Source organism: Streptomyces sp. HP-A2021 (genome assembly GCF_022807935.1).
Lineage (GTDB): Bacteria > Actinomycetota > Actinomycetes > Streptomycetales > Streptomycetaceae > Streptomyces > Streptomyces afghaniensis.
In genome coordinates this window covers 6,419,966-6,446,547 of the sequence record NZ_CP094344.1, presented here as the reverse complement: position 1 = coordinate 6,446,547, position 26,582 = coordinate 6,419,966, and the positions used below count along the sequence as shown (strand labels likewise).

Below are 26,582 nucleotides of genomic sequence, written 5' to 3'. Positions count from 1 at the left end.
TACGCTCGTTGGCATGCCCGACAACAAGCCCGCCGTCCCCTCCAGACGCTCGGACACCACCCGCGCCGCCATCCTCGACGCCGCCCGCGAGCGTTTCGCCGCCGACGGCTACGAACGCGCCACCATCCGCACCATCGCGCGGGACGCGGGAATCGACCCGTCCATGGTGATGCGGTACTACGGCAGCAAGGAGGGCCTGTTCGCAGCGGCCGTCGCCGTCGATCTGAAGCTGCCCGACCTGGGCCCGCTGCCCCGGGAGGAGGTCGGGTCCGCCCTCGTGACCCACTTCCTCGCCATGTGGGAGGAGAACGAGGTCCTCACGGCCCTGCTGAGGGTCGGTGCCACCAGCCAGGCCGGGGCCGAGCGCATGCAGGGCATCTTCCAGGACCAGCTGCTCCCGGTCGCCCGCCAGGTGTGCCCCGACCCCGAGCAGGTCCCGGCGCGGGCCGCGCTCACCGCCACGCAGCTGCTCGGGATGGCGCTCGCCCGGTACGTCCTGCGCCTCCCACCGGCCGTGGCGCTCAGCCGCCAGGAGATCGTGGCCTGGCTGGCGCCGACGGTGCAGCGCTATCTGACGGCACCGAATCCCTGACGCCCGGCCGACCAGACGCCCGCCCGCCGGACAAGCCGAGGGCGCCGCCCCGGTCCTCGTACGGCGGCATGCGCGTGCGTACGACGGGGACGGCGCCCTCGGAAAAGGCGCGCGGCGGACTCGAAGCGAGCCCCGGTCAGGCCTTCGCTTCGGCCTTGCCCTCAGCCTTGGTCGTGATGTTGGAGCTGGTCGGGTCCTTCTTCTTGTGCGACTTGTCCCCGACCATCACCAGACCGGCGATGACCAGGTACAGCACGATCGGGGCCACGACGAAGAGGCCCAGCGTCTCGATGACGCTCAGGCCCGGGCCGGGGTCGTCACCGTCGTCGCGGGTGAGCGCGGAGGCGGGCGACGACATGAGCAGCATCATCAGCGTCGTACCGGCTGCCAGGGCGCCGGCTCGCAGGGCGTTCTTCTTGTCCACGGTGCCAAAAGTATCCAACGCCGGCCGGGGCCGCGCGCCCGGGGTGCCGTAAGAGCCGTCTTCACTCGTCGGACGCGCCGGCCGGCTGTCGCAGAACCTCGATGAGGGCGTGCAGCCGCGGCGACGCCGCCAGTTGCTCCAGCGTGACGGGACGTCCCTCCGCGTCCGCGATCGGCAGCCGCCAGTTCGGGTACTGGTCCCACGTCCCCGGGAGGTTCTGCGGGCGGCGGTCGCCCACCCCGTCCGGGAGCCAGACGCCGACCATGCGGGCCGGGGTGCGGAGCAGGAAACGGTGGACGGCCTGGATCTCGGCCTCCTCCGAGGAGGTGTCGGTGCCGCCGGTGCCGTGCAGCAGGCCGAGCTCGGTGAGCAGGGCCAGCCACTCGGCGATGTCGGCGGCGGCCTCGGCGCGCTCCTCCTGCAGCGGGCGGGTCAGCAGGCCCAGGCTGTCGCGGAGCTCGACGTGCTCGCCGGTGAGGCGGGCGGCCGTGGAGGGCAGGTCGTGGGTGGTGGCGGTGGCCAGGCAGTCGGCGCGCCAGCGGTCGGGGGGCAGCGGTCGGCCGTCGCCCTCCCAGTCGCGTTCGAACCACAGGACGGACGTGCCGAGCACCCCGCGCTCGCGCAGCGCCTCGCGCACGCCCGGTTCGACGGTGCCCAGGTCCTCACCGATCACCAGCGCCCCGGCCCGGGAAGCCTCCAGGACGAGGACGGCGAGCATGGCCTCGGCGTCGTAGCGGACGTAGGTGCCCTCGGTCGGTGGCCGGCCCTGCGGCACCCACCACAGGCGGAACAGGCCCATGACGTGGTCGATGCGCAGGGCTCCGGCGTAGCGGAACAGGGCGCGCAGCAGCTCGCGGAAGGGGGCGTAGCCGGACTCGGCGAGGCGGTCGGGGCGCCAGGGCGGCAGGCCCCAGTCCTGGCCGCGGGCGTTGAAGGCGTCCGGCGGGGCGCCCACCGACATGCCGGCGGCGAAGTACTCCTGCTGGGCCCAGGCGTCGGCGCCGCCGGGGTGGACGCCGACCGCGAGGTCGTGCACGATCCCGACCGGCATTCCGGCCTCGCGCCCGGCGCGCTGCGCGGCGGTCAGCTGGGTGTCGGTGAGCCAGGCGAGCCGGGACCAGAAGTCCACCCGGTCCATGAGCCCGTTGCGGGCCCGGGCGGTCTCGGCCGAGCGCGGGTCGCGCAGGCCGGTCGGCCAGCGGTGCCAGTCCGGGCCGTGCACCTCGGCCAGCGCGCACCAGGTGGCGTGGTCCTCCAGGGCCCGCCCCTGCTCGGCGAGGAAGTCGCAGTAGGCGGCGCGCCTGCCGGGACCGAGCGGTACCTCGCACAGCAGCTCGAGCGCCTCCCGCTTGAGCTCCCACACGGCGTCCCGGTCGATCAGCGCGCCCTTCTCCAGCACCGCTTCACGCAGCCGGCCGGAGCGCTCCAGCAGCGCGCGCAGCCGATCGCGGTCCTCGACGTACGCGCATTCGGGGACGTCCTCGATGCGCAGGTGCACCGGGTCGGGGAAGCGCCGCGAGGAGGGGCGGTACGGGGAGGGGTCGGTGGGGGCGCCGGGCACGGCCGCGTGCAGCGGGTTGACCTGGACGAATCCGGCGCCGAGCGACCGCCCGGCCCAGCCGGCCAGCTCGGCGAGGTCGCCCAGGTCGCCCATGCCCCAGGAACGGCGGGACAGCAGGGAGTAGAGCTGGACGAGGAGTCCGTGGGAGCGGCCGGTGGGAGTGGGCAGGCGGGCCGGGGCGACGACCAGGTGGGCGGTGGCCGTGCGGCCGTCGGGGACGGTGGCGGTCAGCCGGTGGACCCCGGGCGGGAGGTGTTCGGCCGAGGCGCGTGTCTCGCCCTGCTCGGTCTCGATCAGCAGCCGGCTTCCCTCGGGGAGCGCGGCCAGGGCGGCCGGGGGGCCGGCGCCCCAGCCGACCACCGTGGGCGGCAGCAGCCTGGTGCCCCGGTCCCGCTCCCGGGCGGCGAGCGCGGCGCGGACGGCGCCGGGCGTGCTCGCGGCCACGCCGAGAGCGGCCAGGGTGAGGGTCACCGCGGCGGCCGAGGCCGCGACCGTACGGTCCGGGGACGGGCTGTACGAAGTGGCGACGCCGTGCAGTTCGGCGAGGCGGGACAGGTCCTCGGAAGGCGGTTCGGCCGGCCGGGGTGCGGTCATCTAGGACCTCGTGAAGTCCGGGACGAAGGCGGAGGGTTCGCTGGTCAGGGGGGCGGATTCGGCGAGCGGCGGCTCGCTGGTGAGGGGCTCGGCGTCGGGCAGCGGAGTCTCGCTGGTCAGCGGGGGCTCGGCGCAGGTGCTCTCGGAGCTGAAGACGCAGTAGTGGGGGTCTTCGTAGCGGGGATCGTCATAGTGGGGGTCGAGGTCGGCGGACGTGTCCGCCACGGGTTTGGACGGGGCCGGGAGCGGGAGGAAAGTCATCGCAGCCACGGGGGCCTCCTTGTCGGGTACGGCATTCAACGGTTATCGCAGCCCTACCCAGTCGACGCGAAGGCAGACACCCCAGGCCGGACATCGTGCTTCTGCTCACATTCCACTGCCCTCCACCCCTTCCAGATTCCGGCAATCCAGTGATAACGGCCACTCTCGTTGACACCTTCACCGGGCGGGTGGTGGGCTCGTTCTCCCGGTCGAACACACCTGGAGGGGGCCTGTGGGACTGCGGCGTGGGAAGCGGGCGGCGGCTCTCGCCGTCGCCGTCGTCGCCGGAACCCTGGGCGCCCCTTCCGCTGCGGTGGCGGCCCCTCCCGTCCCGGGCGCGACCGCCTCACCCACCGCCGACACCGCCGAGCCGGGCCTCTCGGTCTGGCCGCGCCCCCAGTCCCTGCGCGCGAACGGCGCACCGGTCGCGGTCACCGGCGAGGTCGCGCTGATCACCGGCCCATCGTCGGACAGGTACGCCCTCGAAACCCTGCGCGGGCTACTGCTGCAGGCCGGGGCCCGGCGCATCACGGACTCGGCCGGGCCCGGGGCGCTGGTCGTGCGGGTGCGGACGGAGCCCGTCCGCCGGGGCGACCGCCACGCCCTCCCGGCCGGGGGATACGAGCTGTCCGTGGGCGGGGGCGGCGTCTCCCTGACCGGCACCGGCGGGGACGGGCTGTTCCACGCGGTGCAGACCCTGCGGCAGCTCCTGCGTCCGGACGGGACGATCACGGCGGCCGTCGTACGCGACTGGCCCGGCACCGCCGTACGCGGTATCACCGAGGGCTTCTACGGCACCGCGTGGACGCGGCGGCAGCGGCTGGCGCAGGTCGACTTCATGGGGCGCACCAAGCAGAACCGCTATCTGTACGCCCCCGGGGACGACCTGTACCGGCAGGCGCGCTGGCGCGAGCCGTACCCGGCGGGGCAGCGCGCCGAGTTCCGGGAGCTGGCCGAGCGGGCGCGCCGCAACCACGTCACGCTCGGCTGGGCGGTGGCCCCGGGCCAGGCGATGTGTTTCGCGTCGGACGCCGACGTACGCGCGCTGACGCGCAAGCTCGACGCGATGTGGGCGCTCGGCTTCCGGGCCTTCCAGCTCCAGTTCCAGGACGTCAGCTACAGCGAGTGGCACTGTGACGCGGACGCCGACCGGTTCGGCTCCGGCCCGAGGGCGGCCGCGCGGGCGCAGGCCCGGGTGGCGAACGCGGTGGCCCGGCACCTGGCGGAACGGCACCCCGGCGCCGCCGGTCTGTCGCTGATGCCGACCGAGTACTACGAGGACGGCACGACCGACTACCGGCGGGCCCTGGCAGGCACGCTGGACCCGGGTGCCGAGGTGGCGTGGACGGGTGTCGGGGTGGTGCCCCGCACCATCACGGGCGGTGAACTGGCCGACGCCCGGGAGGCGTTCCGGCATCCGCTGGTCACGATGGACAACTACCCGGTCAACGACTACGAGCCCGGCCGTCTCTTCCTCGGCCCCTACCGGGGCCGCGAGCCGGCCGTCGCCACCGGCTCGGCCGCCCTGCTCGCCAACGCGATGCAGCAGCCCGAGGCGTCCCGCATCCCCCTGTTCACCGCCGCCGACTACGCCTGGAACCCGCGCGCCTACCGCCCCGGGGAGTCCTGGCGCGCCGCGATCGCCGACCTGGCGGGCGGCGACCGGCGCCGCGAGGAGGCCCTGACCGCACTCGCCGGGAACGACGCGTCGTCGGTCCTGGGCGAGGAGGAGTCGGCATACCTGCGCCCGCTGACCGAGGCGTACTGGCGGGCCCGTACGGCGGGTGGCACCGACGGCGCCGCCGCGCGGCGGCTGCGCGAGGCGTTCACCGTGCTGCGCGAGCTGCCCCGGCGGCTGTCCGGAACCGGCCTCGGCTCCGAGGTCGCCCCCTGGTCGGAGCAGCTGGCGTACTACGGCGAGGCGGGCACGGCCGCGCTCGACATGCTGGACGCGCAGCGCGCCGGGGACGCGGCGGCGGCCTGGACGGCGTACCGCCGGCTCGGCGCGCTGCGGGCCCGGCTGGAGCCGGCGCCGGTCGAGGTCGGCACGGACGTCCTGGACCCCTTCCTGCAGCGGGCGCAGAAGGCGTACGCGGCCTGGTCGGGCATCCACCACGAGCCGCCCCGCAACCCCGGCGACGGCCGCACGCTGCGTTTCCCGCAGCCCCGGGCGCTGACCGCCGTGACGGCTCTGACGGAGCCGGGCGCCGAGGGCGGCGTCGAGGTTCATGTGCCGGGGCAGGGCTGGCGGGAGGCGGGCCGGCTGGACCGGTCCGGGGCGACCGAGGTGCGGTTCTCGGCGCGAGCCGACGCCCTGCGGATCACCGGCCCCGCCCCCTCCCGCGTCCACCACCTCATCCCCTGGTTCGCCGACTCCCCCGCCACCTCCCTCGGGCTGCCGCGCGACCGCGCGGACGTGGAGACGGGCCGCACCGAGCGGCTGACGGCCCGGCTGGGCTCGCTGCGCCCGGCCGACGCCCGCGGCCGGCTCACCGCCGAGGCGCCGGAGGGCGTCCGGGTCCGGGTGCCGCAGGGCGGGCTGACGGTGCGGCGCGGCACGACGGTGGAAATCCCGGTCGAGGTGACCGTGGAGCGCGGTGCGCCGATGCGGTCCTACGACATCCGGCTGGGGTTCGCGGGGGCAACCCGCACGCTCACCGTCCGGGCCTTCCCGCCCACCGGCGGACCCGACCTGGCGCGCACCGGCACGGCGCGCTCCTCGGGCGACGAGACGCCCGACTTCCCCGCGTCGGCGGCGAACGACGGCGATCCGGACACCCGCTGGTCGTCCCCCGTCGACGACGGGGCCTGGTGGCAGGTCGAACTGCCGCGTCCGGCGCGGCTCGGGCAGGTCGTGCTGCGCTGGCAGGACGCCCACCCCTCGGCGTACCGCGTCCAGGTCTCGCCGGACGGCCGCCGCTGGCGCACGGCGGCCGCGGTACGGGACGGCCGGGGCGGCCGGGAGAGCGTGCGCATGGACGAGCGCGACGTGCGCTTCGTACGGGTGCAGGGCGAGAAGCGGGCCACGCCGTACGGGTACTCGCTGTGGTCGGTGGAGGCGTACGCCGTCACGGACTGAACCCGCCCCTCGGGCACGGGCCGGGAAAATGGATCGCCAACTATTCACTCAGTACATGTACTCAGTACATAATGCTCGGCATGAGCACCCGCCACATCCTGCTGGGCCTGCTCGCCACGGGTCCGAGCCACGGCTACGACCTCAAGCGACGCCACGACGAACGCTTCCCGCAGGCCCGCCCGCTGGCCTACGGGCAGGTCTACACGACCCTGCAGCGCCTCGTCCGCGACGGCCTCGCGGAGATCGAGGGCACCGGCTCGGACGGCGGCCCGGAGCGGACCATGTACCGCGCCACGGACGAGGGGACGCGCGAACTGTCCCGCTGGGCCGGGGAGATCGCGGCGCCCGCGCCCTTCGTGGCGAACGAGCTGTTCGCCAAGGTCGTCGTGGCGATCCTCTCGGGCGGCGACCCGGCCGCGTATCTGAGCGCCCAGCGCGCCGCCCACATGGAACGGATGCGGGAGCTCACGGCGCTCAAGGCCGCGAAGGGCGCGGACCTCGCGACCGTGCTCTCGGCGGACTACGCCCTCAACCACCTCGACGCCGACCTCCGCTGGATGAGCACCACGGCGGCCCGGCTCACCACCCTGACCGCGGAGGTCGACGCAGCATGAGCAGACCCGTGCCTCTTCTCTCGGCGAGCGGCCTCACCAAGGCGCACGGCAGGACGCCCGCCCTGCGCGGCGCCTCGGTCGACCTGCACGCCGGGGAGATCCTCGCCGTGACCGGCGCGAGCGGCAGCGGGAAGTCGACGCTGCTGCACTGCCTGGCCGGGATCGTCCGGCCCGACGAGGGCTCGGTGACGTACGACGGCCGACGGCTGGCGGACCTGCCCGAGAAGCGGCTGAGCGAGCTGCGGCGGACCGAGTTCGGCGTGGTGTTCCAGTTCGGGCAGCTCATCCCCGAGCTGACGGCCCTGGACAACGTCGCCCTGCCGCTGCTGCTGGCCGGCACCGACCGCGCCCGGTCCCGCACCCTGGCCGGTGAGTGGCTGGAGCGGTTCGGCGTGCGCGGGCAGCAGGACCTGCGGCCGGGCGAGATGAGCGGCGGCCAGGCCCAGCGGACCGCGCTGGCCCGGGCCCTGGTCACCGGCCCGAGAGTGGTCTTCGCCGACGAGCCGACGGGGGCCCTGGACTCGCTCTCCGGCGAGCAGGTCATGACGGCCCTGGTCCACACGGCCAGCGAGTCGGGCACGGCGGTCCTGCTGATCACCCACGACGCCCAGGTGGCGGCGTACGCGGACCGCGAGGTCCAGTTGCGGGACGGTGCCGTGGCGCCGCTGGGGGTGACGGCATGAAGGCCCTGCGTGCCGATCTGCGCCTCGCCTGGGAGCTCACCCGTGGTTCCGACCGCGGGAAGTGGTGGCGGGTGGCGCTGACGGCGACGGGCGCCGCGCTCGCGACGGGGTTCGCGCTGGCCGCCGTCGCCCTGGCCTCCCTGCGCGGCAGCTACCGGGTGTCCGTCGCCGCGGGCCTGCTGGACGAGCCGGGTACGCGGTCCGGTGTGATCGTCGGCCTGCTGCTCCTGCTCGTGCCGGTGCTGGGGTTCCTCGGCCAGTGCGCCCGGATCGGCGCCGTGCACCGCGACCGGCGGCTGGCCGGGCTGCGGCTGGCCGGGGCGACGCCCTGGCAGGTGCGGCGGATCGCCGCGCTGGAGACCGGGCTGGCCTGTCTGCTGGGCTCGGCGGTCGCCACCGTCTGCACGGTGCTGCTCCTGCTGCGCCAGTGGGACCGGCCCACCGCCCTGGCCTGGGTGGGGATCACCCTGGTCGCCGTCGCCGTACCGGTGCTGGGCGCGGCGTCCGGCGCACTGGCGCTGCGCCGGGTCGTGGCCTCCCCGCTCGGCTGGGTGCGCCGGGTCGGGCCGCGCGGCGGACGGGGGCCCGGGCTGCTGTTCCTGGCCGGGGTGCTGCTCGTCGGGGTGCTGGCGCTGCTGACCGTGGGCACGACGTCCCCGGCCGCCTCCAACCGGCCGAACGGCGGGCCGCCGCTGCAGCTCATGGGCGTGGTCCTCGCGGTCGGCGCGGGCGCGGTGTGGCTCTCCGGGGCCACCGCGAAGGCGACCGGGCGGATCCTCGCGGTCCGGGCCCGGTCGGCGGCGACGCTGATCGCGGCGGAACGACTGCGCGACGACCCCTGGTCGGCCGCCCGGACGCACGCGGCGGTGCTGCTGGTGACGGTCGTGGGCACCGGCTTCCTGGGCATCCGGCAGGTCATGAGCGACGTGGTGCGCACCCAGCGCTTCTCCGCACCCGCGTCCTACTACACCACCGGCCTCGACCTCACCGGCGCCGCGATCGCCATCGCCTTCGCGATCACCCTGTCCGGCCTCGCCGTCGGCACCGCAGAGTCCCTGGCCACCCGCCGCCGGGGCCTGGCCGCGCAGGCCGCCGCCGGGGTGCCGCGCACGGTGCTCGGCCGGGCCCTGCTGCTGGAGACCGCGCTGCCGCTCGCCCCCGCCGTGCTGCTCTCGGGCCTGGGCGGGACGGCCATCGGCACGTGGTACGCCCTGCTCGCCGGCCGGCCGGTGCCCTGGGCGATCACCCTGGTGCCGGTCGCCGTCTACGCCGCCTGCCTGCTGGCCGCGGCCACCTCGCTGCCCCTGCTGCGCCGCTCGCTGCGCCCGGGGGAGCTGCGGTACGCGTGAGCGCCCTCCGCATGACGGGCCGGCCCGGGGGAACGGGGGTTCCCCGGGCCGGTCGGCCGGCCGCACGCGGCAGTACGAAGGCCCGGATCCTCGTCAGGCGGAGATGCCGTCGATCCGGGCCAAGGCGTCGTCCGCGCCGTACGGCTGCAAGTACGGCAGCCAGCGCGGGTCCCTATGGCCGGTCCCGATGATGCGCCAGGCCAGGCCGGAGGGCGGAGCGGGTTTGTGGCGCAGCCGCCAGCCGATCTCGAAGAGGTGACGGTCGGCCTTCACGTGGTTGCAGCGGCGGCAGGACGCCACCACGTTGTCCCAGACGTGCTTGCCCCCGCGGCTGCGCGGGATGACGTGGTCGACGCTGGTTGCGACGCCACCGCAGTACATGCACCGGCCCCCGTCACGGGCGAACAGCGCCCGGCGGGTCAGAGGAACGGGCCCCCGATAGGGAACCCGGACGAATCGCTTGAGCCGGACCACGCTGGGTGCGGGGACTGTGACGGTCGCGCTGTGCAGATAGGCGCCGGATTCCTCGAGGCATACGGCCTTGTTCTCGAGGACGAGGACGAGCGCGCGGCGGAGCGGTACGACACCTAGCGGCTCGTACGACGCGTTGAGGACCAGGACGTGCGGCACGGATGCCTCCTTGGACGCCGGCGGCGCGTGGCTCGCGCCGGGACGATTCGTAGCCAGTCTCTCCTCATGCCTGGTGAAAGCGCCACCATGTCCCCGTAACGGGCTGGGAGTGTTTTCGACCACATCTGATTCATCCCCCGGATCATGGCCTGTTCAAGCCCAGGTGAGCACGGTCTCTCCTTCACACATCCGGCAAGGGCACACACAATGCCCCGTTAGTGTGGTGGTTCTGCCCCTTCGGTGACCCAGTCGTGACCTTGACCCCCCTGAACCACCGCGCCGGGGCAGACCGCTGCACCTGGAGGTACCTGCCGTGTCCTTGTCCGCCGCCCTGCTCGCCGCCGGTCCGTCGCCGTCGCCGACTCCCTCGGACACACAGACCCCGAGAGTGCCCTCGCTCCAGGACGCCCAGGAGAAGGCGACGAACGCCGCGGGCTGGGTCGAGCAGAACTGGTCGACGTGGCTCGCGATCGGCCTGCGGGTCCTGCTGATCGTGGTGATAGCGGCCGTGCTGAGGGTCGTCGTCCGGCGCGCGATCACCAAGCTGATAGACCGCATGAACCGGACCGGCCAGTCCGTGGACGGCTCCGGGCTCGGCGGGCTGCTGGTCAACGTCGAGCGCCGTCGCCAGCGCTCGCAGGCGATCGGCTCGGTGCTGCGCTCGGTGGCATCCTTCCTGATCATGGGCACGGCCGCGCTGATGGTCCTGGGCACCTTCCAGATCAACCTGGCCCCGCTGCTGGCCTCGGCCGGTGTGGCCGGTGTGGCGATCGGTTTCGGCGCCCGCAACCTGGTCACGGACTTCCTCTCCGGCGTCTTCATGATCCTGGAGGACCAGTACGGCGTCGGCGACACCATCGACGCGGGCGTCGCCTCCGGCGAGGTGATCGAGGTGGGCCTGCGCGTGACCAAGCTGCGCGGTGACGGCGGCGAGATCTGGTACGTCCGCAACGGCGAGGTCAAGCGCATCGGCAACCTGTCCCAGGGCTGGGCGACGGCCAACGTCGACGTCACGGTCCACGCCGGTGAGGACCTGGACAAGGTCAAGGCGACGCTGGACGAGGTCGCCGAGAAGCTGAGCGCCGAGGAGCCCTGGAACGAGCTGCTGTGGGGCCCGATCGAGGTCCTCGGCCTGGACAGCGTCCTGCTGGACTCCATGGTCGTGCGCATCTCCGCCAAGACCATGCCCGGCAAGTCCCTGACCGTGGAGCGCGAGCTGCGCTGGCGCATCAAGCGGGCCTTCGACGCGGCGGACATCCGGATCGTCGGCGGGGCCACGGCCACGGCCGAGGAGACGCCCGCCGACCCGACGGCGGGGATGGCGCCCCCGTCGGTGTACGCGAACTCGTCGTCCCCGCAGTCGGCGGCGGCGTCCCCGCTCACGCCCGTCGCACCGCCGACGAGCACCACGAAGTAGCCGGCCCGCAGCACGAAGGGGGCGGCACCCGGGCTTCCGGGTGCCGCCCTTTCGCATGCCCGGGTTCGCGTGCCCGGGTTCGCATGCCCGGCTTCGCACGCCCGGGTAACGACTGCGTTGCCTGAACCGTCCCCTATTGACGCCCGCGCGGCGCCGGGCTTACCTTCCTCCCCACAGATAGGAAACTTTCCTAACAGTGATCCGGCGCAGGTCGGCCGATGGACTTCCCCACCGGATCGCTGAGAAGCTGAGCAGCCGAAGGGCAGGTGTGGACACGCATGGCAGGAACCGCCGGCACGCCGGGCACCCCGCGCGTCCTGCGCGCCATGAACGACCGGGCCGCCCTGGACCTGCTGCTGGAGCACGGGCAGCTGTCCCGCACCCGGATCGGCAAGCTCACCGGCCTGTCCAAGCCGACCGCCTCCCAGCTCCTGGCCCGCCTGGAGGCCGCGGGCCTCGTCCTGGCCACCGGCACCACCGAAGGCCGGCCGGGCCCGAACGCCCAGCTGTACGAGGTCAACCCGGCGGCCGGTTACGCGGCCGGGCTCGACGTCACCCCCCAGCGGATCCTCGCCGCGGTCGCCGACATCACCGGCCGTACGGTCGGCCGCCACGAGCTGCCCACCCCCGGCAGGCGCACCGGCACCCCGGTCGTCCAGCAGGTCACCGACGCCCTGGACGGCGCTGTGAAGGCGGCGGGCCTCGCCCGGGACGACATCCACCGGCTCGTGATCGGCACCCCCGGCGCCTTCGACCCCACCACGGGCCGCCTGCGCTACGCCTCCCACCTCCCCGGCTGGCACTCCCCCACCCTGCTGGACGAGCTCGCCGCCGCCCTGCCGATGCCGTTCGAGTACGAGAACGACGTCAACCTGGTCGCACTCGCCGAACAGCGCCTCGGCGCGGCCCGGGACCACACGGACTTCGTGCTGCTGTGGAACCAGGAGGGCCTGGGCGCCGCCCTGGTCCTGGGCGGCCGGCTGCACCGCGGCTGGACCGGCGGCGCCGGCGAGGTCGGCTTCCTGCCGGTGCCGGGCACGCCCCTGGTCCGCCAGGTCACCAAGGCCAACAGCGGCGGCTACCAGGAGCTGGCCGGTTCCCAGGCCGTCCCCAGGCTGGCCCGCGAACTCGGCATCGAGGACATCCCCGCGGGCCCGTACGCCGAGGCCGCCGCACACCTGGTGGCCCGGGCCGCGGAGAGGGACGACGAACCGCACCGCCGCCTCCTGCGGACCTACGCGACCCGGCTGGCCACCGGTCTGGCCTCCCTCGTCTCGGTCCTCGACCCCGAGCTCGTCGTGCTGAGCGGCGCGGCCCTCACCTCGGGCGGCGACACGCTGCGCACCCTCGTCCAGGCCGAGCTGGAGGAACTGGCCGCGTCCCGCCCACGCCTGGTCGTGGGCGACGTCCGTGAACACCCCGTGCTGCGCGGCGCACTGGAGAGCGCGCTCGCGACCACGCGCGACGAGGTCTTCGACACCTCCCGCTGACCCCACCCCCCTCCCCGGTATTTCCCTTCTTCCCCCGTACCTCAGGGAGCTCTGCCATGCCCGGAACATCCAGAAAAGCGGCCATCGCCCTCGCCGCCTCCGCCTCCATCGCCCTCCTCGCCACGGCCTGCACGGGCCAGGCGGACTCCGGCGCCTCCGACGACGCCTCCAAGGAGACGACCCTGAACTTCTGGCACGCCTGGAGCGCGCCCTCCGAGGCGAAGGCCGTCAAGGAGCTGGTCGCCGGCTTCGAGAAGACGCACCCCAACATCCATGTGAACGTCGTCGGCAACATGACCGACGACAAGATCAACCAGGCCCTCCGCACCGGCGGCGGCAAGGCCCCGGACGTGATCTCGTCGTTCACCACGAACAGCGTCGGGAGGTTCTGCTCCTCCGGCGCCCTGGTGGACCTGAACCCGTTCTTCGAGAAGTCGGGCATCGCCCCGGAGAAGACCTTCCCGAAGGCGATGAACGAGTACACGCAGTTCGAGGGCAACCGCTGCGCGGTCCCCCTCCTCGGCGACGCGTACGGCCTCTACTACAACAAGACGGCGTTCGAGAAGGCCGGCATCGCCGGCCCGCCGAAGACCTGGTCCGAGTTCGAGAAGACCGCCGAGAAGCTGACGATCCCCCAGGGCGAGTCCTACAAGCAGCTCGGCTTCATGCCGAACTACCACGGCTGGGAGACCACCACCGAGCACTACCTCGGCCAGTTCTCCCCGACGTACTTCGACAAGGACGGCAAGTCGAACGTGGCCAAGGACCCCGCCTTCGAAAAGGCCTTCACGGTCCAGAAGAAGCTGGTCGACGCCCTCGGCGGCTACCGCAAGCTGGAGACCTACCGCTCCAAGCTCGGCGACGAGTGGGGCCCCAAGCACCCCTTCCACACCGGCCAGGTCGCCATGCAGCTCGACGGCGAGTGGCGCCTCGGCATGGCTCTGGACACCAAGCCGAAGTTCGAGATCGGCGTGGCCCCGCTGCCCGTCCCCGACGACCAGGCCGACCAGTACGGCAAGGGCTACATCACCGGCACCATCGCCGGCATCGCGGCGACCAGCACCAAGCAGAACGCGGCCTGGGAGCTGGTGAAGTACATGACCACCGACACGGACGCGGTGGTGAACTTCTCCAACGCCATCCACAACGTGCCCTCCACGCTCGCGGCCCTGAAGTCCCCGAACCTGAAGTACGACCCGCGCTTCAAAACGTTCCTGGAGATCGCCGCCAACCCGGACTCCACCACCGCCCCCGCCTCCGTCAACGGCGGCGTCTACCTCACCACGATCCAGGAGTTCGGCTACGACTACGAGAGCGGCAAGGCCACCGACCTCAAGGCCGGCCTGAAGAAGACGGCCCGGCAGATCGACACGGACATCGCGCAGGCGAAGTAAGCCATGAGCACCGTGAAAACCGTGAACACCGCGAGCACCTACACACTGCGCGCGAAACACCGCCGTTCGACGCTGCGCACCCTCGCCTTCCTCTCCCCCTGGCTGATCGGCTTCTCGGTCTTCTTCGCCTACCCCCTGATCTCCACCGTCTACTTCTCCTTCATGCACTACGACGGCTTCAAGCCGCCGGTGTGGTCGGGCACGAAGAACTGGACGTACGTCTTCGAGCACTACCCGTTCTTCTGGCCCGCCCTGCGCAACACCCTGTGGCTGGTCCTCGTCATGGTCACGCTCCGGGTCGCCTTCGGCCTGGGCGTGGGCCTGCTGATCACCAAGATCAAGACGGGGACGGGTGTCTTCCGCACCTTCTTCTACCTGCCGTACCTGGCGCCGCCCGTGGCGGCCACCATGGCCTTCGCCTTCCTCCTCAACCCCGGCACGGGCCCGGTCAACTCGATCCTGGAGAAGACCGGGCTCCCCGCCCCCGGCTGGTTCAACGACCCCGCCTGGTCGAAGCCGGCCCTCACCCTGCTGGCCCTGTGGGGCATCGGCGACCTGATGGTCATCTTCATGGCCGCGCTGCTGGACGTACCGAAGGAGCAGTACGAAGCGGCCGAACTGGACGGCGCGACCCCCTGGCAGCGCTTCCGGTACGTCACGCTCCCGAACATCTCCCCGATCGTCATGTTCGCGGTCGTCACCGGCGTGATCCAGACCATGCAGTACTACACACAGCCGCTGATCGCCGGAAAGGTCGCCTCGGGCGTGATCCAGGGCGCGGGCACCCAGTTCGAGCCCGGCTATCCGGACAAGTCGACCCTCACTCTCCCCCAACTCGTCTACAACCTGGGCTTCCAGCGCTTCGACTACGGCTCCGCCTGTGTGGTCGCCCTGGTCCTCTTCGCCCTCTCCATGGCCTTCACCGCACTGCTCATGCGCCGCAAGGGCGGTCTGATCCAGGGAGGTGAACGATGACACAACTACTGGACAAGCCACTGGAGTCGAAGGCACCGCCCTCTCCCGCGGAACGCACGGCTCACCGCAGGGCGTTCCTGGAGTGGATCGCGATCCACTCCATGGGCGTCGCGGCGGCCCTCTTCTTCACCCTCCCCTTCCTCTTCGTCTTCCTCACCTCACTCATGAGCGACAGCCAGGCGCTCAGCCGCGACCTGATCCCGCACACCTGGGAATGGGACAACTACCGCAGGGTCTTCGACACCCCGGGCTTCCTCACCTGGTGGCGGAACACCCTGTTCTACGCGGTCCTGGGCACGGCGCTCACGGTGATCTCCTCGATCCCGGTGGCCTACGCCCTGGCGAAGTTCCGCTTCCGGGGCCGCAGCCTCGCCCTGATGCTGGTCATCTCGATGATGATGCTGCCGCCGCAGGTGATCATCATCCCGATGTACCTGTTCTGGGCGAAGCAGCTCGACCTGTCCGGCACGCTCTGGCCGCTGATCATCCCCATGGCGTTCGGCGACGCGTTCTCGATCTTCCTGCTGCGCCAGTTCCTCACCACGATCCCCGACGAGTACCTGGACGCGGCCAAGGTGGACGGCTGCGGCGACCTGCGCACCCTCCTGAAGGTCGTCCTCCCGATGGCGAAACCGGGCATAGCCGCAGTGGCCCTCTTCCAGTTCTTCTACGCGTGGAACGACTACTTCGGACCCCAGATCTACGCCTCGGAGAACCCGGGCGCCTGGACCCTCTCCTACGGCCTGGAGTCCTTCAAGGGCGCCCACCACACCGACTGGAACCTCACCATGGCCGCCACCGTCCTGGTGATGGCCCCCGTGATCCTCGTGTTCTTCTTCGCCCAGAAGGCGTTTGTAGAGGGTGTCACGCTCACAGGAGTAAAGGGTTAGACACATGAAACTCACCGTGGTCGGCGGAGGCTCGACCTACACCCCCGAACTCGTGGACGGCTTCGTCCGCCTGAGGGACACTCTGCCCGTCGAGGAACTGGTCCTGATGGACCCCGCGCAGGACCGCCTTGACCTGGTCGGCGGCCTCGCCCGCCGCATCTTCGCCCGCCAGGACCATCCCGGCCGCATCACCACCACGACCGACCTCGACCGGGCGGTGGACGGCGCGGACGCGGTCCTCCTGCAACTCCGGGTCGGCGGCCAGGCGGCCCGCGAGCAGGACGAGACCTGGCCCCTGGAATGCGGCTGCGTGGGCCAGGAGACCACCGGCGCCGGCGGCCTCGCGAAGGCCCTGCGCACGGTCCCGGTCGTCCTGGACATCGCGGACCGGGTACGCCGCACGAACCCGCACGCCTGGATCATCGACTTCACCAACCCGGTCGGCATCGTGACCCGCGCCCTGCTCCAGGCCGGCCACAAGGCGGTGGGCCTGTGCAACGTGGCGATCGGCCTGCAGCGCAAGTTCGCGGGCCTGCTGGGCGTCGAGCCCCCGGAGGTCCACCTGGACCACGTGGGCCTCAACCATCTCACCTGGGAGACGGGAGTACGCCTCGGCGGCCCGGAAGGCGAGGACGTCCTGCCGAAGCTGCTCACCGACCACGGCGACACGATCGCGGCGGACCTGCGCCTCCCCCGCCCCCTCTTCGACCGCCTGGGCGCGGTCCCCTCCTACTACCTGCGCTACTACTACGCGCACGACGAAGTCGTACGAGAACTCGGGACGAAGCCCTCCCGCGCAGCCGAAGTGGCCGCCATGGAAGGCGAACTGCTCACCCTGTACGCCGACCCGTCCCTGGACGAGAAGCCGGCCCTGCTCGCCAAGCGGGGCGGCGCGTACTACTCGGAGGCGGCGGTGGACCTGGCGGCGGCCCTGCTGGGTGGCGGCGGTACCCCGTACCAGGTGGTGAACACGTACAACCGGGGCACGCTGCCGTTCCTCCCCGACGACGCGGTGATCGAGGTACAGGCGGCGGTGGGCCCGCAGGGAGCCACTCCCCTCCCGGTCCCCTCCGTCGACCCCCTCTACGCGGGCCTGATGGCCAACGTGACGACGTACGAGGACCTGGCCCTTCAGGCGGCTCTGCACGGCGGCCGGACCCGCGTCTTCCGGGCCCTCCTCTCGCACCCCCTCATCGGCCAGTACGAATACGCCGAGGCGCTCACCGACCGACTCGTCGCACACAACCGGGAGCACCTCGCGTGGGCCTGACCGCACGTGTCCTCGCCATCGACGCCGGCAACAGCAAGACGGACGTCGCGATCGTGACGGCGGACGGAGAGGTCCTGGCCACGGCACGCGGCGGCGGCTTCCGCCCGCCCGCGGTCGGCCTGGACACGGCGATGACCACTCTCACCCACACGGTCACCCAGGCCCTGTCCACCGCCGGACTCACCGCGGTCGACCACGTCTCGGCGTGCCTCGCCAACGCCGACTTCCCGGTCGAGGAGGACCGGTTGGCGGCCGCGCTGCGCGCTCGCGGCTGGGGCGCGACGGTGACGGTCCGGAACGACACCTTCGCCATCCTCCGGGCCGGTGTGACGGAACCCCGGGGTGTCGCGGTCGTCTGCGGCGCGGGCATCAACTGCGTCGGCATGCGCCCCGACGGCCGCACGGCCCGCTTCCCGGCACTCGGCAGGGTCTCGGGCGACTGGGGCGGCGGCTGGGGCCTGTCGGAGGAGGCCCTGTGGCACGCGGCCCGCGCGGAGGACGGCCGCGGGCGCCCCACAGCCCTGGCCCGCACCCTCCCCGCCCACTTCGGCCTGCCGTCCATGTACGCCCTCATCGAGGCGCTGCACCTGGGCGACGTAGAACAATCCCGTCGCCACGAACTGACGCCGGTGCTCTTCGCGACGGCGGCGGACGGCGACCCGGTCGCCCGCACGATCGTCGAGCGGCAGGCGGACGAGGTGGTCGCGATGGCCGTGGTGGCCCTGACCCGCCTGGACCTGCTGGACGAGCCGACGCCCGTCCTCCTGGGCGGCGGGGTCCTGGCCGCCCAGCACGCGCAGCTGAACGGCAGGATCGCCGACGTGCTGTCCGACCGGGCGCCCAAGGCGATCCCGCAGGTGGTCACGGCCGGCCCTGTCCTGGGGGCGGCGCTGCTGGGGCTGGACGAGGTGGGAGCCGGGGAGGGGGCGCAGGAGCGGTTGCGGGCGCACTTCAGGGCGTGAGAGAGGCCCGGCCGCGAGACCGGCCGGGGCCCTGCGGGACAACGGAGATGGACAGACGAAGACGCCCGAACACGCGAGGGCGCATACTAGGGGCAATGACAAAGCCTGCTGCACCGAAGCGCCATCTGCCCACCAGCCCCTTCAGGGCCCCGGTCATTCCAGCTCCCAAGCACTTCGCTGTGGGCGACCAGGTCACACACGACATGTACGGCCTCGGCCGGGTCATCGGCATCGAGGACGGAATCGCGGTCCTCGTGGATTTCGGCTCCGCCCAGCACCGGATCCTGAGCCCGTACGCCAAGATGACCAAGCTCTGACACCGCTGTGCCCGGTCACGGCACACCAGGTCCCTCCCGGGGCTTGGCACCAGAAGGAGACCTCCCATCGATCTGACCTCGCTCTTCTCCGCCCCGGAAGGGGCACCCCACGGCACGGCCACGGCCTCGCCTCCTCCCACCACGAACCCCTTCCAGGCCCCGGACTTCGGAGAGGACGACGGCGCGACAGCACCGGAACCCCTCAACGGCGACCGGCACTGACACCAAACCTGTCACGCGAGGGCATGAAGGCGCCCCTCACCAGCGGTTTCGTTGCCGATGAGGGGCCGTGGAACACGCTGCCGTGTTTCCGAGCTACAGCACGCGCAGAGCCTGGTCGACATCCCGCTCTCGCCTGGCCAGCGCATGCAGCACGGCCTGATCCCCGTGCCGGTCCCGGGCGGCTGCGACGAGGACGTCCACCGCTACGGCGAGTGCGTCGCCGGGCGCCCGGCGATCACTGCCCACGCTGAGCGCGAGGTCTTCGATGTGCACCGCCAGCTCGACACAGCGGGTCTGCAGGTAGCCGTCGAGCAGCATCTCTTCTCCCGGCCGGTGGAGGACCTCCACCCGTCGGTCGGCCGGCTCCGTGCTCAGCCGTCGCGTCAGTCGCTCCCACGCCACCCGTGCCTGCTCGGCGACGGCATCGGGTCCGGCCGCGGCTGTCTCCTCGCTGCGGGCACGCACCCCGACATTCAGTGCCGATTCCGGCTTTGACGTGCCGACGAGTCGCGCGTAGTACCGCACCGGCGACACCGGTTCGGCGCCGAGCACCTTGCCGTCGAGGAACCACTCCACCTGCAGGACGCTCCGAGCTAGGTGACCGGCCAGGCCGCCCACCGACATCCCGGCGAGCACGGACTCGTCCTTCCAGCAGCGGGCCACCTGCTCGGTGCCCAGCAGCTCCACGGCCCGCTCGGCCGCATGCAGATACACGTTCCGTATCTCATCTGTCATGCGGGCATCGTCCCAAAAGCAAGATCACCACGGCTGGTATGTCCACGCCATGGACCGACGGCCTCGAAGACCATCAAGACTCCGCCGACCGCGGCGGGTAACCAGCGCTGCGTGGTGGTCAGCGCTCCCAGTTCTCCTCGCCCCCGGGCCCGACCGTGATCGGCTCGACTCCGTGCCCGATCAGACGCCAGGACACGAACCGCGGGTCCGGGCCCACCCATAGCCCCGCACCGTCTTCAAAGTCGATGACCAGCACACCGCGGTCGCGGACATCGACCGTAACCACGGTCTGCCCGAAGAGCGCCAGAACGGGGGCGAGACTCACACCGGTGCCGGGGTCCAGCTCGTGCCACTCACCGGCAGCGTCCCGGAACAGAAACGGCGTATCCAACACCAACTCGGCACCCAGCCGGTACCCCTCGTCCGGGTCCAAGGCACCGAAACTCAGCCGAACCTGCAGATCAAATGCGGTGCTGTCCACCCGAGCACCGATCAACGCCGTAGGAACCTTCACCCTGCCTCCCCCATGTCCTCAGCACGCCGCCAACCTATGACTCGACGTCCGCTGACGCAGCCCAAATCCCAGCGGCGTGCCCTCACGGCCACCGCGCCGTAGGTGCGACCACCCGGCGCTCGCGTCTCGGCCCTACAGAGCTGTGCAGAGCCAAGTGGCGAGCATTGAGAAGTCGGCGTCGGTGAGGCCCTTGACGGGGTCGACGCGGTGGAGAAGTGACGGCCCGGGGTGGCCGGCAGCGACCCACTGACGATCCATGCCGCTGATCTCGTCGTCGACCCAGATGAACGGCCGGCCGTCGGCCCACTCAACAAGGGGGCGGGTCTTCCAGTGCAGGCCCCGCGGGCCTTCGCCGGCACCGACATCCGGCCACTCCACCACGGGTAGCCGTGGTAGCCCGATGCGCGGGGCGACGACCTCGTTCGCCTCCTCCATCCAGGTCGAGGCCCATACGAGAGGGCAGCCCAAGGCCATGAGGCGCGCCCCGATCGTGGGGTCAAGCCGCGTCAGCAGTGGATTCCCCTTGTCGACAGGCGTCGAGGCGTCGGCCCCAGGGACCCGTGCGTGACCGGACGACGACCCGAACGGGATGAGTGGGCCATCGACGTCGAGGAAGAGCAAGGGGCGCTTCGCTGCGCTGGTCACGGCGGCACGATAGCCCGGCGCGGTGGAGGAGTGCCCCGTCGGCCTGGGCCGCCCCTGGGCCGCGCGAGGGCGGCCAACGGCCACCGGCAGTGACCGGCGAGTCTCAGCCACCACCCCCGAAGCCCCAGGTCAGAGCCCCCCGGCCATACGCGTTTCCACCCAGGGGTGGCGGTACGGCAAGATGGGGTGTATCTGCCCACTGCCGTATTCAAGCTGCCGGACGGTTTCTCTTGGCTGAGTTCATTTACACCATGCGCAAGGCGCGTAAGGCGCACGGCGACAAGGTGATCCTCGACGACGTGACGACCAGCTTCCTCCCGGGAGCGAAGATCGGCGTCGTCGGCCCGAACGGCGCCGGCAAGTCGACGATCCTGAAGATCATGGCCGGCATCGAGCAGCCGTCCAACGGTGACGCCTTCCTCACCCCCGGTTACACGGTCGGCATCCTGCTCCAGGAGCCCCCGCTGACCGAGGACAAGACCGTCCTGGAGAACGTCCAGGAGGGTGTCGCCGAGATCAAGGGCAAGCTCGACCGGTTCAACGAGATCGCCGAGCAGATGGCGACCGACTACACCGACGAGCTCATGGACGAGATGGGCAAGCTCCAGGAGCAGCTCGACCACGCCAACGCCTGGGACCTCGACGCCCAGCTCGAGCAGGCCATGGACGCCCTGGGCTGCCCGGCCGGCGACTGGCCCGTCACCAACCTGTCCGGCGGTGAGCGCCGCCGCGTCGCGCTGTGCAAGCTGCTGCTGGAGCAGCCCGACCTGCTGCTGCTCGACGAGCCCACCAACCACCTCGACGCCGAGTCCGTGAACTGGCTGGAGCAGCACCTGGCCAAGTACCCGGGCACCGTCGTGGCGGTCACCCACGACCGGTACTTCCTCGACAACGTCGCCCAGTGGATCTGCGAGGTCGACCGCGGCCGCCTCTACCCCTACGAGGGCAACTACTCGAAGTACCTGGAGACCAAGGCCGCCCGCCTCAAGGTCGAGGGCCAGAAGGACGCCAAGCGGCAGAAGCGCCTCAAGGAAGAGCTCGAGTGGGTGCGGTCGAACGCCAAGGGGCGGCAGGCCAAGTCCAAGGCGCGCCTCGCCCGCTACGAGGAGATGGCCGCCGAGGCCGACAAGATGCGGAAGCTGGACTTCGAGGAGATCCAGATCCCGCCGGGCCCGCGCCTGGGCAACGTCGTCGTCGAGGTCAACAACCTCAGCAAGGCCTTCGGTGAGAAGGTCCTCATCGACGACCTCAGCTTCACCCTGCCGCGGAACGGGATCGTCGGCATCATCGGCCCGAACGGCGCCGGCAAGACGACCCTGTTCAAGATGATCCAGGGCATCGAGCAGCCCGACTCGGGCGAGATCAAGGTCGGCGACACCGTCAAGATCTCGTACGTCGACCAGAGCCGCGAGAACATCGACCCCAAGAAGACCCTGTGGGCCGTCGTCAGCGACGAGCTGGACTACATCAATGTGGGCCAGGTCGAGATGCCGTCGCGCGCGTACGTCTCCGCCTTCGGGTTCAAGGGCCCGGACCAGCAGAAGCCGGCCGGTGTGCTCTCCGGCGGTGAGCGCAACCGCCTGAACCTCGCGCTCACCCTCAAGCAGGGCGGCAACCTGCTGCTCCTCGACGAGCCGACGAACGACCTCGACGTCGAGACCCTGAGCAGCCTGGAGAACGCGCTGCTGGAGTTCCCGGGTGCGGCCGTGGTCGTCTCCCACGACCGGTGGTTCCTGGACCGGGTCGCCACGCACATCCTCGCCTACGAGGGCGAGTCCAAGTGGTTCTGGTTCGAGGGCAACTTCGAGTCGTACGAGAAGAACAAGATCGAGCGGCTCGGCCCGGACGCCGCGCGTCCGCACCGCGCCACCTACAAGAAGCTGACCCGGGGCTGATCTTGCGGCACATCTACCGCTGCCCGCTGCGCTGGGCGGACATGGACGCGTACGGCCACGTCAACAACGTGGTGTTCCTCCGCTACCTGGAGGAGGCCCGTATCGACTTCCTGTTCCGCCCGGAGAAGGACTTCAAGCAGGGGTCCGTGGTGGCACGCCATGAGATCGACTACAAGCGGCAGCTGGTCCACCGGCACCACCCGGTGGACATCGAGCTGTGGGTCACGGAGATCAGGGCGGCGTCCTTCACCCTCACCTACGAGGTGAAGGACGACGACGTGGTCTACGTCCGGGCCTCGACGGTGATCGTGCCGTTCGACTTCGAGGCACAGCGCCCGCGCCGCCTCACCTCGGAGGAACGCGAGTTCCTCCGGGAGTACACGGACGACGACGAGGAGGAGGCCGTCGCCGCATGACGGTGCTCCACCTCGCCGACGAGGGGGAGGCGGCGGACCTCGCGGCCTTCCTCTCCCGGCTGCTCCACTACGACCGCGGGGCCGCGGTGCGCCTCCAGGCGGCCGGCACCGCGCTCGCCGTGTTCGGCCGGCCGCCGTCCTTCGAGGTGCTGGCCGTACGCGCGGTACGGCTGGCGAAGCCGTACGAGGACGGGCTCGACGTCACGCTGGACGTGACCGTGTCCGCCGGTGAGCTGCTGGAGTCGGTGGACGAGCAGGGCGCCACGGCCGTCGTGCCGGGCTCGGTGACCGGGCCGCCCTGGGCGGGCGTGCTGCCGCCGCGCGGCGGCTGGCGGCCCGAGCCGGGGCTGCCGGCACCCGAGGCGCTGCGGTCCCTCGTGGCCGCCGCCGTCGCCGAGTTCCGGTCCCGTACGCAGGAGTTGCCGGACGAGCGGCGTACAAGGGCCGAGCTGGACCGGATCGGGCGGGACATCTGGTCCCGTACGGTCGGCGACACCCGGCTCCCGGTCCGGGCCGTGCACGCGGCGCAGTCGCTCGGCTTCCTGCGACCCGGGGTGCCGCCGGCGCTGTTCGCGTCGGGCGCGTGGCTCAGGCTGCGCACGCCCTACGGTTCGGTCGCCGTACGGCAGGCCGGGCTCGGGGCGCTGGACGTCAGCGTCCGCTGACCGTCACCACGCCCCTGTGTGTCAGCCCGGGGCGTTCACCATCGACGCCGCCGCGTACGTCAGGTAGTTCCACAACGTCTGCTCGTGCTCCTCGGAGAGCCCGAGTTCCTCGACGGCGACCCGCATGTGCTTCAGCCAGGCGTCGTGCGCCGCACGGTCGACCGTGAAGGGCGCGTGCCGCATCCGCAGGCGCGGGTGGCCGCGGTTGTCGCTGTACGTCGTGGGGCCGCCCCAGTACTGGATGAGGAAGAGCGTGAGGCGCTCCTCGGCAGGGCCCAGGTCCTCCTCGGGGTACATGGGCCGCAGCAGTGGGTCCTCGGCGACTCCCTCGTAGAAACGGTGGACGAGCCGACGGAAGGTCTCCTCCCCGCCGACCTGCTCGTAGAAGGTCTGCTCCTGAAGCGTGCCGCGCCGAATCTCTCTCACGCCCTCCATGCTCTCAGACACGGGGGCATAGGACTCAAGGCCTAGGACCTGCCCCTGTGCCCTTACTGTGGGGGTATGGGCGGGCATGCACCCGACAGGGAACAGGACGATCTCGCCGCCTCCGCGCGGGCGGCACTGGTGCGCCGGATCGACGCGGGCGGGGCCTGGGCCGCCGACCCGGTGTGGCGGGAGGCGTTCGCGGCGGTTCCGCGCCACCTCTTCGTGCCGTACTACTACGTCGGCGTCGCCGGCGGCTACGAACGCCGGTGGGGCGAGAGCCCCGACCCGCAGGCGCGTGAGCGGTGGATACGGGGCGCCTACGAGGACACCCCGCTGGCGACCCGGCTGCGCGACGGCGAACTGCTCTCCTCCAGCAGCCAGCCGTCCCTGATGGCGGACATGCTGGCCGCGCTGCGCGTCGAGGACGGGAACACGGTCCTGGAGATCGGCGCCGGCACCGGCTACAACGCCGCGCTGCTCGCCCACCGGCTGGGCGACGACCGCGTCACCACCGTCGATCTCGACCCCGAGATCACCGAGTCGGCCCGCCGGCACCTGGCCGCGGCCGGGTACCAGCCGGTCGTCGTCACCGGCGACGGCGCCCGGGGCGTGCCCGAACGCGCGCCGTTCGACCGGATCATCGCCACCTGCGCGCTGAGCACCGTGCCGCGCGCCTGGCTCGCCCAGAGCCGCCCCGGTGGCCGGATCCTGATGCCGCTCGCCACCGGCCTGGTGGTGCTCACCGTGGCCGACGCCGGCCACGCCGAGGGGCACTTCCTGCACACGCCCGCCTACTTCGTGCCGCTGCGCGGCGGGAGCCGGCCCGGGGGCGAGCCGCTCCAACTGGGCGGCGTACCGCGCCGGGCCAGGGAGGACGACCTGTTCCGCTTCCTGCTGGCCCTGACCCGCGGCAGCCTCGACCCGCAGGAGGCGCACTCACTGTGGCAGCAGGAGGGCAGGCCGCAACGCGAGCGCTACGGCATCACGGTCAGCGGGGACCGGGAGTGGGCCTGGCTGGACGACCCGGAGGGGCCGTACGCCTGGCCCCTCCCACCCTGACGAGGCTGCTGACCGGGGCTCAGCCGCGGCGGATCGTGATCGTCGTCCAGGCGCCCACGTGCACCCGATCGCCGTCCTGGAGGGGCACGGGGACGAACGGCTGGATCGGGTCCTCCGAGCCGTTGACCGTCGTGCCGTTCGTCGAGTTCTGGTCGACGACCGCCCAGGTGCCGTCGGGCTGCTGGACCAGCACCGCGTGCTGGTGCGAGACGCCCGGGTCCTCCGGCGGCACGGAGAGATCGATGTCGGGGGTGTCGCCGGTGGAGTGCCGGCGGCGTCCGATCGTGATCTGGTTGCCGGTGAGCGTGCGCTGCTGCTCGGGCGAGTACGCGGGCAGGTTCAGGCCCGCGGCCTCGGGGCCGGAGCGCTGCATCATCGCCATGAAGTAGTCACGGTCCGGGCCGATGGTCGCGGTCCAGGTCGCGGGTCCCTGCGGAGCCTGGGGCTGCTGCGGGAAGCCGCCGGGGCCGGGCGGGGCCTGGGTCGCGCCGGGCTGCGGGTAGCCGTAGCCGCCGCTCGGACCGCCAGGGGGGCCAGGCGGGGCCTGGGTGGCACCGGGCTGCGGATAGCCGTAGCCACCGCCCTGACCGCCACCGGGGCCGCCAGGGCCACCGGGCCCGCCAGGGCCGCCGCCCGGGCCGGGGGACGACGGCGGGGAGATCACCCAGTCGTCACCGCCACCGCCGAAGGACTGGCCGCCCTGCTGCGGGCGCTGGGTCTCCTGCGGGAACCCGGGCGGAGCCGGCGGGGCGGACTGCTGGAAGCCCTGCGGAGCGCCGCCAGGACCGCCGGGACCGCCGGGACCGCCGGGACCGCCGGGACCGCCGGGACCGCCGGGGCCGGGCGGAGGCGGGACCGGCCGCGAGGGGTCGGGGCCCCCGAATCCGGGCGGACCAGGAGGACCGCCGGGACCACCAGGACCGGGACGGCCGCCGGGGCCGGGGTGGCCCGAGGGGTCGCTGCCGAACGGCGGGATCGGCTCGGCCGGGCGGTTCACCTGCGACGGGCGGGAGCCCTGGTACTCGTACGAGTCACCGCCGCCGTACGACGGACCGGGCGGGCCGGGAGGGCCAGGAGGACCGGACTGACCGGGCTGGCCCGGCGGCTGGAAGCGCACGCCCGGGCCGGGCGGCGGCGGGGGCGGTGCGGCGGGGGTGTACGAAGTCGCCGTGTTCGTCAGGAAGTTCCACCGGCACTCCTCGCAGAACGGCGCGCCGCCCTCACGGGGCGTACGGCACTGCGGGCAGAGCTCCGGCTCGGCGTTCGGTACGGCGGACAGGTGCGGAGGACGCCCACCGGGAGGGCCACCGGGGCCGCCGGGAGGGCCGCCAGGGCCCCCGGGGCCGGCCGGGGGCGGGAAGCCGTAGCCGCCGGGCGGGGGCGGCGGGGGAGGAGGCGGAGGCACGGCACCCGCCATGCGGTGACCGCAGACCTCGCACCAGTCGTCGGAACCCGACTGGTGTCCGTTCGGGCAGGTCGGCATGTCGGCGCGTCCCTCCTTCG

At 72.3% G+C, this 26,582-nt stretch carries 26 protein-coding genes; 17 read left to right on the top strand and 9 right to left on the bottom strand.

What is annotated here, in order from left to right; genetic code table 11:
• Positions 1-13 precede the first annotated feature (13 nt).
• Positions 14-592, top strand: a complete 579-nt coding sequence (locus MQE23_RS29185) for a TetR family transcriptional regulator (RefSeq protein WP_243380707.1) — start codon at positions 14-16, stop codon at positions 590-592.
• A 136-nt stretch (positions 593-728) separates the two neighbouring features.
• On the opposite strand, the gene MQE23_RS29180 is transcribed toward MQE23_RS29185, so the two are convergent.
• The 3 genes from MQE23_RS29180 to MQE23_RS29170 all read right to left on the bottom strand — a co-directional run bounded on the left by MQE23_RS29180 (position 729) and on the right by MQE23_RS29170 (position 3,441).
• Positions 729-1,016: a hypothetical protein gene (locus MQE23_RS29180; protein ID WP_037668760.1), complete on the bottom strand. Its 288-nt coding sequence runs from the start codon at positions 1,014-1,016 to the stop codon at positions 729-731.
• A 61-nt stretch (positions 1,017-1,077) separates the two neighbouring features.
• Positions 1,078-3,171, bottom strand: coding sequence for a 4-alpha-glucanotransferase (gene malQ, locus MQE23_RS29175; protein ID WP_243380706.1), 2,094 nt, complete (start codon positions 3,169-3,171; stop codon positions 1,078-1,080).
• Positions 3,172-3,441 (bottom strand): hypothetical protein, encoded by a 270-nt coding sequence (locus tag MQE23_RS29170; protein ID WP_029181645.1) that lies wholly within the window; start codon positions 3,439-3,441, stop codon positions 3,172-3,174.
• Positions 3,442-3,664: 223 nt separating this feature from the next.
• On the opposite strand from MQE23_RS29170, the gene MQE23_RS29165 reads away from it, so the two are divergent.
• The 4 genes from MQE23_RS29165 to MQE23_RS29150 all read left to right on the top strand — a co-directional run bounded on the left by MQE23_RS29165 (position 3,665) and on the right by MQE23_RS29150 (position 9,157).
• A complete protein-coding gene (locus MQE23_RS29165) occupies positions 3,665-6,511 on the top strand; it encodes a beta-N-acetylglucosaminidase domain-containing protein (protein WP_243380705.1) in 2,847 nt (948 codons plus the stop codon).
• A gap of 80 nt (positions 6,512-6,591) precedes the next feature.
• Complete coding sequence (locus MQE23_RS29160) at positions 6,592-7,125, top strand: PadR family transcriptional regulator (RefSeq protein ID WP_037671830.1); 534 nt, start codon at positions 6,592-6,594, stop codon at positions 7,123-7,125.
• A complete protein-coding gene (locus MQE23_RS29155) occupies positions 7,122-7,808 on the top strand; it encodes an ABC transporter ATP-binding protein (RefSeq protein ID WP_243380704.1) in 687 nt (228 codons plus the stop codon). The genes MQE23_RS29160 and MQE23_RS29155 overlap by 4 nt, the downstream gene beginning before the upstream one ends.
• Complete coding sequence (locus tag MQE23_RS29150) at positions 7,805-9,157, top strand: FtsX-like permease family protein (protein ID WP_243380703.1); 1,353 nt, start codon at positions 7,805-7,807, stop codon at positions 9,155-9,157. The genes MQE23_RS29155 and MQE23_RS29150 overlap by 4 nt, the downstream gene beginning before the upstream one ends.
• A 93-nt stretch (positions 9,158-9,250) precedes the next feature.
• Here the strand turns inward: MQE23_RS29150 and MQE23_RS29145 are convergent, their stop codons facing one another.
• Positions 9,251-9,787 carry an HNH endonuclease gene (locus MQE23_RS29145; RefSeq protein WP_010046718.1) on the bottom strand — a complete coding sequence of 179 codons (537 nt, stop codon included), beginning with the start codon at positions 9,785-9,787 and terminating at the stop codon, positions 9,251-9,253.
• 313 nt (positions 9,788-10,100) lie between these two features.
• On the opposite strand from MQE23_RS29145, the gene MQE23_RS29140 reads away from it, so the two are divergent.
• The 8 genes from MQE23_RS29140 (at position 10,101) to MQE23_RS29105 (ending at position 18,502) form a co-directional block, all read left to right on the top strand.
• A complete protein-coding gene (locus tag MQE23_RS29140; protein ID WP_020275408.1) occupies positions 10,101-11,204 on the top strand; it encodes a mechanosensitive ion channel family protein in 1,104 nt (367 codons plus the stop codon).
• 278 nt (positions 11,205-11,482) lie between these two features.
• Entirely contained in the window at positions 11,483-12,694 is a 1,212-nt protein-coding gene (locus MQE23_RS29135; protein WP_243380702.1) for an ROK family transcriptional regulator, read from the top strand.
• Between the two features lie 56 nt (positions 12,695-12,750).
• On the top strand, positions 12,751-14,088 hold the full coding sequence (locus MQE23_RS29130) for an ABC transporter substrate-binding protein (RefSeq protein WP_020275406.1): 1,338 nt from the start codon (positions 12,751-12,753) through the stop codon (positions 14,086-14,088).
• A 3-nt stretch (positions 14,089-14,091) separates the two neighbouring features.
• Positions 14,092-15,063: a sugar ABC transporter permease gene (locus tag MQE23_RS29125; RefSeq protein ID WP_243380701.1), complete on the top strand. Its 972-nt coding sequence runs from the start codon at positions 14,092-14,094 to the stop codon at positions 15,061-15,063.
• Positions 15,060-15,953, top strand: a complete 894-nt coding sequence (locus tag MQE23_RS29120) for a carbohydrate ABC transporter permease (protein WP_020275404.1) — start codon at positions 15,060-15,062, stop codon at positions 15,951-15,953. The genes MQE23_RS29125 and MQE23_RS29120 overlap by 4 nt, the downstream gene beginning before the upstream one ends.
• A 4-nt stretch (positions 15,954-15,957) precedes the next feature.
• Positions 15,958-17,223, top strand: a complete 1,266-nt coding sequence (locus tag MQE23_RS29115) for a 6-phospho-beta-glucosidase (protein WP_243380700.1) — start codon at positions 15,958-15,960, stop codon at positions 17,221-17,223.
• Positions 17,214-18,185, top strand: a complete 972-nt coding sequence (locus MQE23_RS29110) for a BadF/BadG/BcrA/BcrD ATPase family protein (protein ID WP_020275402.1) — start codon at positions 17,214-17,216, stop codon at positions 18,183-18,185. Before MQE23_RS29115 ends, MQE23_RS29110 begins: the two co-directional genes overlap by 10 nt.
• Before the next feature lie 95 nt (positions 18,186-18,280).
• The gene (locus tag MQE23_RS29105; RefSeq protein WP_029181646.1) at positions 18,281-18,502 is read left to right on the top strand and encodes a hypothetical protein; all 222 of its coding nucleotides are present in this window, start codon (positions 18,281-18,283) and stop codon (positions 18,500-18,502) included.
• A 315-nt stretch (positions 18,503-18,817) separates the two neighbouring features.
• On the opposite strand, the gene MQE23_RS29100 is transcribed toward MQE23_RS29105, so the two are convergent.
• From MQE23_RS29100 to MQE23_RS29090, 3 genes are all read right to left on the bottom strand, one after another.
• Positions 18,818-19,459 carry a maleylpyruvate isomerase N-terminal domain-containing protein gene (locus MQE23_RS29100; RefSeq protein WP_243380699.1) on the bottom strand — a complete coding sequence of 214 codons (642 nt, stop codon included), beginning with the start codon at positions 19,457-19,459 and terminating at the stop codon, positions 18,818-18,820.
• Positions 19,460-19,577: 118 nt separating this feature from the next.
• Positions 19,578-19,973, bottom strand: coding sequence for a DUF6188 family protein (locus tag MQE23_RS29095; protein WP_279345163.1), 396 nt, complete (start codon positions 19,971-19,973; stop codon positions 19,578-19,580).
• 132 nt (positions 19,974-20,105) lie between these two features.
• Positions 20,106-20,618, bottom strand: a complete 513-nt coding sequence (locus MQE23_RS29090) for an HAD domain-containing protein (protein WP_243380697.1) — start codon at positions 20,616-20,618, stop codon at positions 20,106-20,108.
• 230 nt (positions 20,619-20,848) lie between these two features.
• On the opposite strand from MQE23_RS29090, the gene ettA reads away from it, so the two are divergent.
• The 3 genes from ettA to MQE23_RS29075 are packed head-to-tail and all read left to right on the top strand — an operon-like array spanning position 20,849 to position 23,594.
• Positions 20,849-22,513: an energy-dependent translational throttle protein EttA gene (gene ettA / locus MQE23_RS29085; RefSeq protein ID WP_037671811.1), complete on the top strand. Its 1,665-nt coding sequence runs from the start codon at positions 20,849-20,851 to the stop codon at positions 22,511-22,513.
• Between the two features lie 2 nt (positions 22,514-22,515).
• Positions 22,516-22,929 carry a thioesterase family protein gene (locus MQE23_RS29080; protein ID WP_243380696.1) on the top strand — a complete coding sequence of 138 codons (414 nt, stop codon included), beginning with the start codon at positions 22,516-22,518 and terminating at the stop codon, positions 22,927-22,929.
• Positions 22,926-23,594 (top strand): hypothetical protein, encoded by a 669-nt coding sequence (locus MQE23_RS29075; protein WP_020275395.1) that lies wholly within the window; start codon positions 22,926-22,928, stop codon positions 23,592-23,594. The genes MQE23_RS29080 and MQE23_RS29075 overlap by 4 nt, the downstream gene beginning before the upstream one ends.
• 21 nt (positions 23,595-23,615) lie before the next feature.
• Here MQE23_RS29075 and MQE23_RS29070 read toward each other — a convergent pair whose 3' ends face one another.
• On the bottom strand, positions 23,616-24,029 hold the full coding sequence (locus MQE23_RS29070) for a globin (RefSeq protein ID WP_020275394.1): 414 nt from the start codon (positions 24,027-24,029) through the stop codon (positions 23,616-23,618).
• 66 nt (positions 24,030-24,095) lie between these two features.
• Between MQE23_RS29070 and MQE23_RS29065 the strand changes: the two genes are divergently transcribed.
• Positions 24,096-25,079 (top strand): methyltransferase domain-containing protein, encoded by a 984-nt coding sequence (locus MQE23_RS29065; protein ID WP_243380695.1) that lies wholly within the window; start codon positions 24,096-24,098, stop codon positions 25,077-25,079.
• 19 nt (positions 25,080-25,098) lie between these two features.
• Here the strand turns inward: MQE23_RS29065 and MQE23_RS29060 are convergent, their stop codons facing one another.
• Positions 25,099-26,562 carry an FHA domain-containing protein gene (locus tag MQE23_RS29060; RefSeq protein ID WP_243380694.1) on the bottom strand — a complete coding sequence of 488 codons (1,464 nt, stop codon included), beginning with the start codon at positions 26,560-26,562 and terminating at the stop codon, positions 25,099-25,101.
• Positions 26,563-26,582 lie beyond the last annotated feature (20 nt).